This is a genomic window from Chitinophaga sp., assembly GCF_036569185.1.
GTDB lineage: Bacteria > Bacteroidota > Bacteroidia > Chitinophagales > Chitinophagaceae > Chitinophaga.
In genome coordinates, this window is the sequence record NZ_DATCRD010000326.1 from 1 (window position 1) to 15,059 (window position 15,059).

13 protein-coding genes are annotated in these 15,059 nt (G+C 48.2%); 3 read left to right on the plus strand and 10 right to left on the minus strand.

Features of this window, described 5'->3' with window-relative positions:
- The 6 genes from VIM72_RS24865 to VIM72_RS24890 form a co-directional block, all read right to left on the minus strand.
- Positions 1-2,312, minus strand: a 2,312-nt coding sequence (locus tag VIM72_RS24865; RefSeq protein ID WP_332005528.1) for a SusC/RagA family TonB-linked outer membrane protein, incomplete at its 3' end; no start/stop codon positions are given.
- Positions 2,313-2,709: 397 nt separating this feature from the next.
- On the minus strand, positions 2,710-3,849 hold the full coding sequence (locus VIM72_RS24870) for a FecR family protein (RefSeq protein WP_332005529.1): 1,140 nt from the start codon (positions 3,847-3,849) through the stop codon (positions 2,710-2,712).
- Between the two features lie 74 nt (positions 3,850-3,923).
- Positions 3,924-4,475: a sigma-70 family RNA polymerase sigma factor gene (locus tag VIM72_RS24875; protein WP_332005530.1), complete on the minus strand. Its 552-nt coding sequence runs from the start codon at positions 4,473-4,475 to the stop codon at positions 3,924-3,926.
- Between the two features lie 175 nt (positions 4,476-4,650).
- On the minus strand, positions 4,651-7,881 hold the full coding sequence (locus VIM72_RS24880; RefSeq protein WP_332005531.1) for a S41 family peptidase: 3,231 nt from the start codon (positions 7,879-7,881) through the stop codon (positions 4,651-4,653).
- Between the two features lie 97 nt (positions 7,882-7,978).
- Positions 7,979-9,145 (minus strand): DUF4185 domain-containing protein, encoded by a 1,167-nt coding sequence (locus VIM72_RS24885; RefSeq protein WP_332005532.1) that lies wholly within the window; start codon positions 9,143-9,145, stop codon positions 7,979-7,981.
- Positions 9,146-9,191: 46 nt separating this feature from the next.
- Positions 9,192-9,809: a sterol desaturase family protein gene (locus VIM72_RS24890; protein WP_332005533.1), complete on the minus strand. Its 618-nt coding sequence runs from the start codon at positions 9,807-9,809 to the stop codon at positions 9,192-9,194.
- A gap of 163 nt (positions 9,810-9,972) precedes the next feature.
- Here VIM72_RS24890 and VIM72_RS24895 point away from each other — a divergent pair, with 163 nt between their 5' ends.
- Both VIM72_RS24895 and VIM72_RS24900 read left to right on the plus strand, forming a co-directional pair.
- The gene (locus tag VIM72_RS24895; protein WP_332005534.1) at positions 9,973-10,875 is read left to right on the plus strand and encodes an AraC family transcriptional regulator; all 903 of its coding nucleotides are present in this window, start codon (positions 9,973-9,975) and stop codon (positions 10,873-10,875) included.
- 68 nt (positions 10,876-10,943) lie between these two features.
- Positions 10,944-11,729: a glucose 1-dehydrogenase gene (locus VIM72_RS24900; protein WP_332005535.1), complete on the plus strand. Its 786-nt coding sequence runs from the start codon at positions 10,944-10,946 to the stop codon at positions 11,727-11,729.
- A 48-nt stretch (positions 11,730-11,777) separates the two neighbouring features.
- Here the strand turns inward: VIM72_RS24900 and VIM72_RS24905 are convergent, their stop codons facing one another.
- The 4 genes from VIM72_RS24905 to VIM72_RS24915 all read right to left on the minus strand — a co-directional run bounded on the left by VIM72_RS24905 (position 11,778) and on the right by VIM72_RS24915 (position 14,631).
- Entirely contained in the window at positions 11,778-12,563 is a 786-nt protein-coding gene (locus tag VIM72_RS24905) for an AraC family transcriptional regulator (protein WP_332005536.1), read from the minus strand.
- Positions 12,564-12,623: 60 nt separating this feature from the next.
- Positions 12,624-13,502, minus strand: coding sequence for an oxidoreductase (locus tag VIM72_RS24910; RefSeq protein ID WP_332005537.1), 879 nt, complete (start codon positions 13,500-13,502; stop codon positions 12,624-12,626).
- Positions 13,503-13,588: 86 nt separating this feature from the next.
- Complete coding sequence (locus VIM72_RS32440; RefSeq protein WP_414649020.1) at positions 13,589-13,705, minus strand: DUF6515 family protein; 117 nt, start codon at positions 13,703-13,705, stop codon at positions 13,589-13,591.
- A 362-nt stretch (positions 13,706-14,067) separates the two neighbouring features.
- The gene (locus tag VIM72_RS24915) at positions 14,068-14,631 is read right to left on the minus strand and encodes a Crp/Fnr family transcriptional regulator (protein ID WP_332005538.1); all 564 of its coding nucleotides are present in this window, start codon (positions 14,629-14,631) and stop codon (positions 14,068-14,070) included.
- Positions 14,632-14,769: 138 nt separating this feature from the next.
- Here VIM72_RS24915 and VIM72_RS24920 point away from each other — a divergent pair.
- A partial coding sequence (locus tag VIM72_RS24920; RefSeq protein ID WP_332005539.1) for a hypothetical protein occupies positions 14,770-15,059 on the plus strand: 290 nt, incomplete at its 3' end.

Sequence of the window (15,059 nt, forward strand, 5' to 3'; positions counted from 1 at the left end):
CCAAAATTCTGCGTACCTGTATAACCGCCGCTGGCTCTCAGTTTCAGCTCATTGATCCAGGTGGCTTTTTTCATAAACGGTTCTTCAGATATACGCCATGCCACCCCACCGGAAGGGAAGTAACCTACACGGTTATCTTTCGGGAATTTGGAGGAGGCATCTGAACGGCCGGTGAAGGTGAACAGGTATTTTTCTTTCAATGCATAGTTGGCGCGCATATAGAAACTGAGCAATGAGTTCTGTCCCGAAGTTCCGGTAGATGGCAAGGTAATCGCCGCGGAAGAAAGATTGTTCAGGTATTTATCGTCCGGGAAACCCTGTCCGCTGGCGGAAAAGGAGTTATAGCGGTATTTCTGCCAGGAGGTACCACCCAGCAGGTTTAAGCGGTTATTTTTATTAAACTGTTTATCCCAGGTAAGGGTATTTTCGAAGAAGAGGTTTACCTCATCTGTTTGCGCCTGTGTGCCAACGCCGCCGTTGGAATCATCCACTCCGCTGGGAGATGCGATCACGGCGGAACTGGGCACATAGTTCAGCTGGTGGTAGTTGTTATAATTGACAGAAAGTGTAGACCTGAACTTCAGGTCTTTCAGCACATCATAATCGCCTGAAAGGGACCCGAGCAGCGAAGATGTTTTTGCTTCGTTGATACCATCCAGGAGGATCATGGGGTTCTGATTACCCTGGTAATCGTATCCGCCGATCTGCGAACCGAGGAAGCGGTAATAGCTGCCATCAGGATTGCGCTCCGGCAGTGTAGGCGGCGCAAAGAATGCCGCAGGATAAATACCGTTGGTGATATTATTTTTTGTGAACCCGTAATCCAGGTTGGTGATGATACGCAGGCGGCTGGTGATTTCGTTATCCAGGCTGATCTTACCGGAGATGCGGGAGAAATCTGTTCCCAATACTACGCCCTGTTGTTTGTTATAGCCCAGGGAGGTGTAATAACGGGAGCCGGAGCCGCCACCGCGAACGGAGATATCGGCATTCTGAGAAACGCCGTTACGCAGCACGAGACCGAGCCAATCGGTATTAGCCGTACCAAGACTGGCAGGATCATTAATGATATTATTTGCCTTTGTGCTGGGCGCCTGGCCTGCTTCTGCGCGGGCGGCGTTGAGGTTTACCGCTGCTTCCGTGAGCAGGGAAAGATAGTCTTTTGCATTGAGCAGTTTTTCCTTGATTGGCGCACTCATGCCCGCATAGTAGTTGGCTTCCAGTACCGGTTTCTGGTTCAGCTTACCTTTTTTGGTGGTGATGATGATCACGCCGTTGGCGGCTTTGGAGCCATAAATAGCAGTGGCAGAAGCATCTTTCAAAATATCGATGCTCTCAATATCATTAATGTTCAAACCAGCCAGGCTGTTGAGCCCCCGTGTGAAGGAACCGCTTACGCCGTTATTGGGGTCGTCGCTGCCGGCTCTTTCTATAGGGTTTACCACTTCCGCCTGGTTCTGGATGTACCTGTTCTGGATAGTTACCTGTACACCGTCGATGATATAGAGCGGGTCGTTACCACCGAGCAGGGAGGTACCGCCGCGGATACGGATCTTGGCAACGCCGCCGGGGGAGCCATCGGCCTGTGTTACCTGTACGCCTGCGGCTTTACCGGCAAGGGCCTGGTCGATGCTCACGAAAGAAACATTCTTTACTTCGTCTACATTTACGGAAGCCACCGAGCCGGTGAGGTCTTTTCTTTTGGTACTGCCATAACCTACCACCACGTATTGATTCAGGTCGTCTACTTTAGCGTTGAGCTCCACTTCGATAGTGAGCTTGCCGCCTGCGTTGAATGTTTTGGATTCAAAGCCTACACAGGAAATGACCAGCACCGAGCGGGAGCTGGCATTGCGGAGTACAAAGAACCCGCCCTGGTCGGTGATGGTGGCCAGGTTACTGCCTTTTACCCGGATAGTTGCGCCGGGAATGGGGTTGCCTTTGGTATCCGTTATTTTGCCCCGCAGATCTTCCGGGGGCAGCATTTCCCCGTCGGCGACCAGTTTCTGCTGGGGAATAGCTTTCCTGGAAATAACGATGGTGTTGCCTTCGATGTCGAAGCTGAGCGGCTTATCCTGCAGCAGCTTTGTAAGCGCCACTTTGAGCGGCATTCCGCGGATCTCCGCAGAAACAGGGCTTACATCAGACAAATCCTTACTCCGGTAAAAGAACACGTAACCGGTTTGTTGTTTAATTACGCTGAATACCTGCTGGATCGGCATCTCCTTACAGGAAACAGTGACCGTTTGTGAAACTCCACTGGCACAAACGTGTAAAGCCAGTACCGTTAATAGAACTGCGGTCATTCTCATTACTCGCCAGATTTTGGTTACATAATTGGTCCCTGATTGAGGGAATCTGCTGTTATCAAGTGAACGAACCATTGGCAGGAAATACCCCTGCCTGTTGCGAACAACATTAATTTTCATACCTTAGATTGGTTTTTGGTTGACAAATGTTTCTCACCCGCCTTTGCAGGCAGTGAAAAGCTCTCCTGAATCGGGTTAACCATTGATCAAAAACCTGGTGCGGACGCCAATCTTGACACCAGGTTTTTTTTATGGATGAACATAGATCCCCCGCGTCCGTTGGACCTCATCAAATTCATAACATGATTATTACCGGATAGCTATCTGCGCGGGCTCAGATCCCGCAGTGTTGGTTGTTTGCCGACATGGTGGTATCGGCTATGGTTGGTTATTGGTTTACTTATGGATAAATAATGATCCGTCTTCCCTCCTCTACTTTAAAATTGATTTTTGCCTGTGACAGCACTTTCAACAGTTGCTCCTGTGTAAGACTTCTTCCTATTTCCCCGGTAAATGTTTCTTCCGGGATTCTATCGCTGTATTTTACTTCAATGTTATACCACCTGGATAGTTGCCGCATCACGGTGGGAATATCGGCATCTTCAAAAGAAAAATAACCGTTCTTCCAGGCAATAGCGTTGTTCACATCTACCCTGCCCACTTTAACGATCCCGTCGCCGGCCGGTGTAGCCCTGGCCTGTTGCCCGGGATTCAGGTGGCGCATGGCGCCGGTAGTTTTCACCAGCACTACTCCCTCCAGCAGGGTAGTATTGATGGTGCTTTCATCCGGATACGCATTGATATTGAAATGCGTGCCCAGCACCATTACTTCCATGTTGTTATTGACCTTTACGCTGAAAGGCCGTTCCACATCTTTTGCCACTTCAAAATAGGCTTCGCCGCTGATATCCACCCTCCGCTCTTCCCCGGCAAACGCAGTGGGATAGCTGATAGATGAATTGGCATTGAGCCATACATCCGTACCATCCGGCAGCGTAATTTTATACTGTCCGCCGCGGGGCGTGCGCAATACGTTATAACTGACAGCTGGCGCACCGGCGTTGCTGTTTTTATACACAATTTGCCCATGCGTGGTTTTCTCCACTTTGCTGTTGCCCTGTACCGTAAGCACCCCGGTGCCGGCGCTATCCAGGTTTACCACTGTTCCATCTGCCAGTGTGAGCGTGGCTTTGTCGCTTCCCGGTGTGATGGTAACCGCTTTTTCCGCGAGCACCTGTTTTTTGCCGGGCTGCCACACATAGAAGCCTGCACCGGCCGTTACCAGTATTAACACTGCTGCCGCTGCCTTCCAGCTATTACGGCGTACAGGCACTACCCGCGCCTGCGGAGCTGTGGCCGCCATCAGGCGGTGGCGCATCCGTTGTTCCAGGCCTGCTTCCGTTTCCGGGCCAGCCAGGTATGCTGTTAAAGCCTTCTCATCATAAGCATTGTACCATCGCAGTAAACGGTCTTTCTCCTCGTCACTGGCCTTTCCGGCAAGGTACTTCTTTGATAGTATGGCCAGTTCATTCCTTTCCATCCGTGTAAATTTACAGGGTCCTTTATAGTATGTCTGAAAATAAGGGCGCTACCCTACCTCCGGTAAAAAAAAATTTAAAAGAGGGCGTGAAAGTAATTCCGGAACTGGAGGCGCAGGCGTTGCAGGGCTTTAGTGATATGCTTTTCCACCGCTTTTTCGGAGATCTTCAGTTCAGTGGCGATCTCTTTATTGGACAGGCCCATATTCCGGCTGTAGTCGAATACGATCCTGCATTTTTCAGGCAATTGTTTCAGTTGCTCCTGCATGGATTGCTGCAGGAAATATACCTGGGCGGCATCGTCTGTTACCGCCTGCGCCGCTTCGGGGAGAGCGTCTACAGCGGTTACGGGGATCATTTTTGACAGTTGGGTAAACACGGCATACCTGCCGGCTGTAGCCAGGTAGGCAGGCAACGACCGGATAATGGTTTGCGTTCTGCGCTGCCATAAACCGGTTAGCACGTCCTGCACCACATCTTCCGCCAGCTCCCGGGAACGCAGACGGTCATACGCCAGTACGTACAAACGTTTCCAGTAACGGTTGTAGATTTCTGTAAAGGCGTTGTGATCATCTTTACCCATCAGCTGAACCAGCTCTTCATCAGCATAGTACGCGTAATCGGTCATCATCTCTTATTAAATCTAAAAACTGGCTGCAATAATTAATGATTGGTTGATATCCAGTGATCATTGTTCACTCAAAGCTAAGGTTTATGGGTAAGAGAAACAAGGGGTAAGTTATACCCCAACAAAAAGCCCCTGCAGCAAAACGCTACAGGGGCCCGTTTATTCATAACCCATTTTATTTAATTTCCTGCAACATCTCTTTTACGGCAGCTTCCAGTTGGGCGTCTTTACCGGCCAGGAATTCTTCGTAAGGAAGCGGTACCCGGATATCCGGCTCCAGCTGCAGGTTTTCGGTAGGACGGTTTTCTTTACCAATAGTGCCGACCATTGGTATACCAAACACCATCGTAGGATCTATCTGTGTTTCCCACCAAACGGCGGTGCCTGTACCCGGAACCGGCATACCAATGAGCTTACCGATATTTCCCTGTTTGTAAATGTAGGGAAAGATGAATGCATCGCTGTAATTACCCTCACTCATGATCACGCAACTCGGCGCCTGCCACTGGCCGGTGGGCTCGCCACCTTTCAGCCGTTCGCCCTGCGGCGCAAAATCGAGGTATTTTTTACCGCTGAGGAAGTTGTAGAGATCATCGTGCAGCCATCCGCCGCCATTGAAGCGGGTATCCACGATGAGCGCTTTTTTATCGCGGTTACGCCCCATTACTTCATCATATACGGAGCGGAAGCTGGCATCGTTCATACTTTGCACGTGTACATAACCTACTTTCCCGTTGCTGAGCTTATCCACCATTTCACGGGTGTGCTCCACCCAGCGTTTATACATGAGCGTATTTTCTTCTGCGGATGAAATAGGTTTTACTGTTTCTTCCCAGCGGGCTTTGGTATCAGGATTGTAAATGCTTACCAGTACATTGTTACCGGCTTTGCGGTTGAGTAAAGCCGCCCAGTCGGATGCAGCAGTGATGCTTTCCCCATCTATTTTTTCGATGATGTTGCCTTTTTTCAGTTTGCTGGCCGCCTTATCAAATGGACCACCTGCAATGATATCATCTACTTTCAAGCCATTGGCTGCAGAGGTTTCATCATACAGTAAACCCAACGATGCCGTAGCGTCGCCATTCATTTGCTGAGGAGAATAGCGGCCGCCGGTGTGGGAACCGTTCAATTCACCCAGCAGTTCACTGAGCAGTTCCTCAAAGTCGTAGTTATTGCTGATATGCGGGAGGAAACGGGCGTAATTATCTCCATACATTTTCCAGTCCATGTTACGGATGGTAGGATCATAGAATTTTTCTTTTACCTGTTTCCATGCATGCCAGAAAATGTATTTACGTTCTTCGTCCTGGTTGAGCGACAATTCCGTGCTGATAGACACCGGTGTAATTTTCCCGCTGTTGGCATCTACTTTTACCACGCTTCCGCGGTTGCTCACAAAGAGGGTATTACCATCCTTGCTCAGTTCTATGCCACCTGGCGTGCCGCCCAGTTTAGCGAGGATCTTTGTTTCACCGGTTCTTGGTTCTGTAACCCAGAGATCGTATCCTTTTTCAAAAGAGGCCATGTAATAAAGCTTACCTGCGTCTTTGCTGAGCACATAGTCGCTGATGGAAGCGCTGTTGATGGTAAGCTTTACTTTCCTGTTTTCCAGGTTATTGAAATCGGGGTGGAATCCTTTCTTTGTATCGGCAGAGTCTTTGGCTTTCAGTGCAGAGTCTTTCGCTGCTTTACCGCCGGTGGCCTCCTTTTCTTTCAGGAGATTGAATTCATCTTTCGAGAGTTTGTAATTATCGTATGCTTCCTGGTCGAAGAAAACGGCGTAGATATCTACTTCACGGCTGCCTTGTTTGGCAAGGGATTTACGTCCTTCGCGGCTGCTGGCCCAGGTGAGCATTTTTCCACCGCCGGCCCATTTGGTAGCGCCTTCACCAAAACCGCTATTCACCGGATAGATGGAAGTTCCTTTACCATCGGCAGGGATGAGCGTAGCATTTTTTATACCGAAGTAGCCTTGCTGATCATCTGTAACGATCCATTTACCGTCCGGGCTCCATTCAAAGCTCCAGTCGCCATCCGAGTAGGAATGATTGCGGCCTGCCGGCAGCAGCGTGCGACTTTTACCCGAGGCGATATTAAATACCTTGAGGATATTACGGTTTTCTACGTAAGCAATTTCTTTTCCATCCGGGGAAAAGACCGGCTGGAATTCTTCTGCAGCGGTGGCAATCACCGGCTCTTCCTTCAACAAGGTAGCTGCAAAGAAATAGGGCTCTTCGCTGCGTACTTTGGTAGTTTGATAGATGTCCCAGTTGCCATTGCGCTCTGCGGCATAAATAAGCCGTTTACCATCGGGCGACCATTGCACCATTCTTTCCTGCTGGGGCGTGTTGGTGATACGTTTGGTAAGGTTGCCCTCCACGCTGGTAACAAACACTTCTCCCCTGGCTACAAATGCCATTTGCTTACCATCGGGGCTCATGGCAAATTCGGTGGTGTTACCGTTTACCGGTACATTTTTCACGGTACCGGCCCTTCCGTCGTTGAAGATGCGTACTTCCAGTTTACGTGGCTGCTCTCCTTCTTTCAGCGTATATATTTCACCGTTATAGGTAAAGCAAAGGGTGTTGTTATCTGCTTTTGAAAGATTACGTACCGGGTGTTTGGTAAAGCTGGTGAGCTGCTGCATACTGGCTTTATCTGTAACAGATCCTTTGAAGAGGTTCTGGGAGATACCGCCTTTTTCGCTGAGATAATAAATATCGTTGCCATTGCCGAAAACCGGCTCCCTGTCTTCCCCGTTGTACTCCGATACTTTTTCATAACTGCCTTTGGCGATGTCCATTACCCATATATCGCGGGTTACGGAAGACACGTGGTGTTTACGCATCGGGTCTTCATATCCTTTACGATCCTGGAAAATCAGTTTGTTCCCTGCTTTGTTATAGTGCGCCACATCGGCGCCGGCAGCGCTGATCAGTGTAGCGCGGCCACCGGTAACAGGAACGGTGTACATATTCCTGAAAAGGCGGTAAGGAAATCTTACGCTGGATGCAGGTGCATTGCGGGCGCTTCCAAACAAGACCTGTTTATTATCCGGGGTGAAGTCGTACGGAAAATCGCCGGCGCTGTTGCTGGTGAGCCGCACCGGTGCGCCGCCTTCAGCGGGCATTACAAACACATCGAAGTTACCGTAGCGGTCACTTGCAAAGGCGATGTACCTGCCATCGTGGCTCCATACCGGGAGCATGTCGTGGGCTTCATGGATGGTGAGCGGAACGGCCACTCCTCCTTTCGCATCTACCCGGTAAATATCTCCTTTATAACCGAAGGCGATTGTGTTGCCATCAGGTGAAATGGATGGATTCCTCAGCCATAGGGCATTCTCCTGGGCATAGGTGGCGGCGGCCATCAGCATGGCAGCGCACCCGAATAGTAATCTCTTCATAAGCGTTGTTCAGATTTGTTGTTAAGCAGCTGTAGCGAGCTGGTGCGCCAATGTATAAAAATAACCGCTTTTAATCAAGCAGGATTGTGACCAGTGGTTATTGGAGGATAAGCCTTATAAAGCGTGGACGGTACAGTTGTGGCTGTGTGGCGAGCTCATTGAAAAAATCGAAGGCATTTACATTATAGCTGATGAGCAATTCACCGGGCTTTGATAAATTCGGATGTGCTTTGGCGTTATATACAAAGAAATGTTTATTTTCTTTTACTTCCGGGCATTCCCATATGTTGATGACCGGTCCGAAGGGACCTGCAGGACTGAGCCCCAGCCGCAATCCTACTACAGGGCTGATACCGTCTACCTGGCAAATGAGGGCATAACGGCCGTCTTTCAGTGGAGTTACGCTCAGCTCATTGGAAGCATGCGCTGTAATGGCAGCCGCCTGCCCGATATCTGCAGACCATTGTTGCCCGTTCCAGTAGCGCCATCGTTCAAAATGCTCAATATCCGCCGGTAATACACGGGCTACCAGCACTTCCTTTTGTTGCCCTTTGATGCCATATACATACACATAGCCGTCGGGGTCCGGCGCGCCGGCTTCCCGGGTGCTCACAAAAATACCCGCGCCAAAAGAACTGTTTTCATTATTGGCTCCCGGCAGGAACAAGGGCGTATCCAGCTGCCGGTGCGTAGTAAAAGGCGGCTCGCTGCCAGCGGGCAATACAATAAGGGCATTGCCTGTTTCGGCGAAACCAAAATCCTTATTGCTGATATTGCGGATCCGGTAAGCGGTGATGTAGATATCGTTTCCTTTGGCGTGATTTACAAAGCCATCGCCCAGCCAATAATAGTCGTCTTTTACAGCGGCAGGGGTATGCGGCTCAAATAAAGCGGCAGGACCGGTATTCCACCAGAAGCGGATATTTTTTCCCAGTGGTTCCTTTCCTTTCAGCACTGCTGCGGAGTTATGGATCATAGTTACATCCGGCTGCAGTTTGCCATCGCGGATGGTGCCCGTCATGCTGTCGCTGAAAAGTAACAGGGTGCTATCGGCTGCGCCGGCGGTATCCACGCCATTGAGGGGAATGCTGAAAATGCCATCGCCCCCAAACCAGCCGGACTCACGGAGAAAGAGGGCGTTCCAGTCGTTCGCCGGCGCCACGGTATAAGACAGGTGCGTGGTATCCGTACTCCGGGGCGACAAGCTATCCGGGCGGATCTCCGCGCAGCAGTTGCTGATCAGTATGGTTAACAATGTTATCATCTCCCGTAAAATAATATTTATTTCCGGGAGATAAGAAAGAGATGTGCTATCCCTGGCGCCGGAACATGGTACCAAACACACGATCCCACAACGTAGAGCTTACGCCGAAACCCAGTTCCTCATTCTTGTAATGATGCAGATGATGATTACGCCATAAGGGTTTCAGCCATTTAAACGGCGGCGCCCATGCGTGAATAGCATAGTGCATACTGCCGTAGGCCAGGTAACCGGAAATGAAGCCCGGGAAAAATACCCAGGCTGCATGTTGCATCAGTAAATAAAAGACAGCAAAAAGAAAAGAAGAGATGATCACGCTGGGCACCGGCGGCATAAACAGCCGCTGGCGGTCGCGCGGGTATTCGTGGTGATTACCATGCATAGTATAAGTGATCTTCTTTGCCAGGGGATGTTCGCTTACCCAGTGAAAAACAAACCGGTGAGCGAGGTATTCAAAGAGTGTCCACCCGAATACTGCCGCCATGTAAATAAGGCCGATCTTTAACCAGGAGTAGTGCAAAGCCATGCGGCTGTAGTAAAGCATGTAGCCGATCACCGGCAGGTACATCCCGAAAATAAGAACGGGATGCGTTTTGGTAAGCAGCTCCAGGTACCTGTTGCTGAAAATCTGCGCCTGTCCTTTGTTGTGCACTTTTTCAAATTTCATATGCGGCTTTTTTTGTGCGAAGCATCCGTCGTAAAAATGCAACCGCAATGAATAATGGCCATCCAATTCTTCATGAGCTGTAGATTTGACCGGTTGAACTGTTGAAAAAAGGCGCTTACCCGGAGCGAGGATGGTTCCGTTTGAATTTCATAACTTTACCCGTATGAAAGCAAAAGAAAGCGCAGCATCCTTTTTCGCATTGCACGGGCAGGAGTATCCGAGCGGACAGTTCAGTGTGAACCGGCTGGAGGAATTTGGCTGTAGCGCCACGAACCTCCCATCCAACAGGAGGGATTTTTACAAGATCTCGCTCATTGTTGAGGGCGGCGGCATTTTATCTTATTCGGATAAGAGCATCCGGATAGAAGGGCCCTGTTTATCTTTTATGAACCCGATGATCCCATATTCGTGGGAACCGCTTGCTGATCAGCAACGCGGTTACTTCTGCCTGTTCCGTGAAGACTTTATAGACGCACATTTAAAGAACGGAAGCCTGGCGCAATCGCCGTTATTTAAAACCGGCGGCAATCATATTTTTTTTCCAGGTAAAGAAAAACTGGAATTCCTGCAACAGATATTTGAAAACATGCTGCGGGAAATGAGCTCCGGCTATGTAAATAAGCAAGAGCTGCAGAAAAGCTATGTGCAGATCATTATGCATGAAGCCCTTAAAATGCAGCCGCCTGATACTTATTACCAGGCCGGCAATGCTTCGCAGCGGATCAGTGAATTATTTACAGAGCTGCTGGAGCGGCAATTCCCGCTTGACCCGCCTCACCAGGTGATCAGGCTGAAGAACGCCAACGAATTTGCTGAGCATTTATCTGTTCATACCAATCACCTGAACAGGGCCCTGAAAGAAACCACCGGGAAAACCACTACCGAGTGGATTGCAGAGAAAATAACCGCAGAGGCAAAGGCGTTGCTGCGGCACAGCAACTGCGATATCGCGGAAATTGGTTATTGCCTGGGCTTTGAACATGCTTCCAACTTCAACATCTTCTTTAAAAAACAAACCGGGCAAACGCCTAATCAATTCCGGAAGGCGGTTGTTTCCATTTCATAATTACCTGTTTGATCCGCATAATTCCGGGGATACCCACCTCCCTATCTTTGTGTCATAAATAAAAACACATGGCACAGGAAACATTAAAAAACAAAGTAGCCCTGATCACAGGAGGCACTACCGGTATAGGTTTGGCAACAGCGGAATTATTTCTGCGCAATGGCGCGAAGGTAGTCATTGCCGGACGCCGGAAAACAGAAGGGCAAAAGGCGTTGCAGCATTTACAACTGATCAGTTCCGATGTACATTTTATAGCTGCCGACGTATCGGAAGGCAGCGCAGTGAAGGGCCTGGTAGCTGCTACCGTGGATCGCTTCGGGCAGCTGGACATTGCCTTTAACAATGCTGGTATTGAGGGTAATTTTGCATTGATAGAAGAAACGCCGGAAGAAGAATTTGATAAGGTGATCAGCATCAATCTTAAAGGCGTGTGGTTATCCTGCAAATATGAAATTGAGCAATTCAGGAAACAGGGCACCGGCGGCGCCATTGTCAACACCTCTTCCTGGCTGGCCCGTGGCGCAGCTGTTGGTTCCAGCGTATATTCCGCCAGCAAGGCGGGCACCGATGGTTTGATCAGGGCGCTGGCGCTTGAAACAGCGGCAGCAGGGATCCGGGTAAACAATATCCAGCCGGGGTATATTCATACACCTATGTTCGACCGTTTCTTCCCAACAGAGAATGCCGAAGCCTTACAGGAACCATTTAAGAAACATGCACCCGTTGGCCGTTTTGCAAAGCCGGAGGAAGTGGCTGAACTGGTGTTGTGGCTGAGCAGCCCGGCCGCATCATTTGTTACCGGGGAAAGTATCCTGGTAGACGGAGGTTTGGCCATCAGAGGCCAGCGGTTATAAAAATGATGTTTAGCAGGGATGCTTTTATTCATCTCTGCTAAACATTATTTATACCAGCATTGACGGCGCTATGCCAAATGCTTTTTTAAAGGCAAAAGAAAAATGCGACAGGTCTTCGAAGCCTACTTCCAGGTATACATCGGATGTTTTTCTTCCTTTTTCCTTGATGAGATAATAGGCTTCCTGCAGCCTTTTCTGCTGCAGCCAGCGGCTGGGAGAGGTATGAAAGATCTTTTCAAAATCACGTTTGAAAGTAGCCAGGCTTCTGCCGGTTAAATAAGCGAAGCGTTTCATCTCAACATTGAAGTGATAGTTTTGCTGCATGAATGCTTCCAGGTCTATTTTACCCGGTGCTGTAAAATCGAACAACACCTCTTTCAGTGAAGGGTTTACTTTCAGCAGCAGCAAGATAGCTTCTTTCCTTTTCAGCGCGATCAGGTCTTCGTTCCCTGGTCCGTTCAGTTTTTCGTAGGGTTGCAGCGAAGTGATATAACTTTGCAGCAGCGGATCGGGTTTCAACGGTATTACAGTATCCGTATCCACCGGTTTATTTACCGTGTAACCAAATTCCATAGCAAAGTTCCGCAGCGTGTTTTCATCGAGATAAACTGCAACGGTTTTAAACTCCCCGTTCTCCGGCGGTTGCTTAAAGAATTTGAGCAACCTGTTGCGACGGCAAAGGCGGAATTCTCCTTCGTTAAAGGCCTGTGTTTGTTGCCCATCGTAAAAAGTGACCGTTCCTGAGATCTGGTAACTAAAAACATGTTCTTCTACAAACTGTTCTCCTTCCCTGCTCCTGGCAGCATAACAGGAATAAACGATATCTTTTAACATACGCTCTGGCATGATTGTTTTTGCTTCAGATGGTTGTTGCATTTTACCGGGATGCATTGATTAATCCTTCACTGCGAACTTTTCCCCCGCAGCGCCAGCGAAGAAATTCCCTGCATCCTCATGATCAGTGGACCTGCTAACCGGCAGCCACTTTTCAAACTCTTCTTTTCTTGCTGCATCCGCCTGTTGCAGCAGCATTACCGCTTCGCTGCCCAGGACCAGGTGCACCGGGGGCGTTGGATGGTTTGCCAAATCTACCATAACTTTTGCTGCTTTTTCAGGATCTCCTACCGGTACAAAGTTATTTTGAAAAAAATCCACTCTCCAGCCAACCGTAGATTCGTATCCTTCAATTGCCGGTGCATAGCTCATAGATGCGCCGGCCCAATCGGTACGGAAGCCGCCCGGCTCTACCGAGGTAACAAAGATACCCAATGGCGCCACTTCTTTTGCCAATACCTCTGTAAATCCACTCACACCGAATTTAGCCGCCTGGTACATAGAAAGGCCGGGGTTACCTACACGGCCACCTACAGAGCTGATCTGGAGGATACGGCCCGCGCGTTGTTTGCGCATATGCGGCAGCACTGCCCTGGTAACTGCGATGGGTGCATAGAGGTTTGTTTCCAGCTGGCTGCGCACCTGTTCCTCTGTGAAAGCTTCCGTTGCGCCGATGATACCAAAGCCGGCATTATTTACCAGTACATCAATTCTTCCAAAGTGCGCAATGGCGGTATCCACTGCCTTCCCGATCTGTTGGGAGTTTGTTACGTCCAGTTGTATGGGGAGGATCTGGCCGGGGTATTGTGCAACGAGGCCGTTTAATTGTTCAGGAGTGCGGGCGGTAGCTGCTACCTGGTCGCCGCTGGCCAATACAGCCTTTGTGAGACTAAGACCGAGCCCCCTGGAACTTCCTGTAATAAACCAAACTTTTGTCATGATTATTTTTTTTTGTTGAGACAAAGGTCGGTCGGACAGCGTTGTTGTATTTTGTTGCACAGCTCAAAGTTAGTTTGTCCGGCGGCTCACGCCTGGCTTACCGGCTGATAATAGGTTTTTCCTACTTTAACATAGGTCTGGTTGTCTGTTGCTACTTGTTCTCCACCGATAGGCAGAAATGGTATGTTGCATTTTATTAACATACCAAGTCGTGGGATCGTCAATTTTTAGCAGGCTTCCTTACTTTCCCCACCCTGAGCGAATGGGGAAAGGGGAAGCGCACACCACCTTTTAAAATCGGGTTGTTTAATGGATGAATGAATACACTTATGCCATGCGAATGCTTCTTTCAATATGTGATATTGAATCAATGACCTGTCTTTGTTAAACTGAAAATGATTACAGCGACTACGGGATTTTCGCTTTTGCTCTCGACTTAAAAATTGTTGTTTTGATAATGATTGATTGGTGTTCCGGGATCAAAATTAGGTAATTTGATTATTCGATTAAGTGAGAAATATCATTAAATAAAACTGATATTTCTCACTTAATCGTATTGAGAAATTTAGTACAAGGCTCTTATCCTTGAGAAGGTTTCCCGTGTAACTCCCAGATAGGAGGCGATATATTTCAGAGGTACTCTATCAATCAGACCTGGACTATTTTGCATAAGAAACTCCACTCTTTCAACAGCTGTTTGTTTCCTCATAGCCAGCAAACGTTCTTCACTTTTGCAATAGTAATATTCTGTAAGTTTTCTTCCAATGATATTGAACTCGAGAGAGGTTGCGTAGAGGTCCATGAGATCATCATAACTGATGTAGACCAGTTCACAATCTTCCATTGCTACAATGGTTTCGTAGCTTTTGATCCTCCTGAAAAAAGATAAAACTGAAATAAAGAAATCATTTTCCATCATAAACCAGCTGGTAATTTCTTCCGCATCTTTCTCATAATATGCTCTCAGTATGCCTTTGGATACAAAGAAGAGATGATCGCAAACGCGGCCCTGCATTAATGCGGTTTGTTTCCTTTTAATGTTAACAAACTGGAGCCTGGCGGAGATTGCTGATTTGAGGTCTTCAGAGATGGGACCTAATTGTGATAGTAAGGTGAATAAGGCTTCCATTATGGTCAGTTATTTTGAGGAGGTGAAAAATAAGGGTATGAATATAGTGAAAATTAGGGGAATATATATATGTGACATATATCAATTTTTTGAATAGAGGAAATCATCTAAATTAATGAAACCAAAATCGTGATCCTAATGAAATCTTTCTATTACTGTTTAGCTTTTCTTCTGGTTATACATGGATGTAATAAAACCGACTCCTATCTATCAACCAAAATTACCATTTCTGAAGCAAAACAGAGCTATAATAATGTGATAACAACATTTAATCTTAGTAACTCTCCAGATTTAAATGATAGTTTACCGCAAAAAATAGAATGGGAAACTAGCTACGAAAGGAAGATCAGTGGGGAATCTTGTTTAATACTAAATATCAACCCATCTTCTAAAAAACAGATCAATAAGGAGAACAACAAATACTCCTC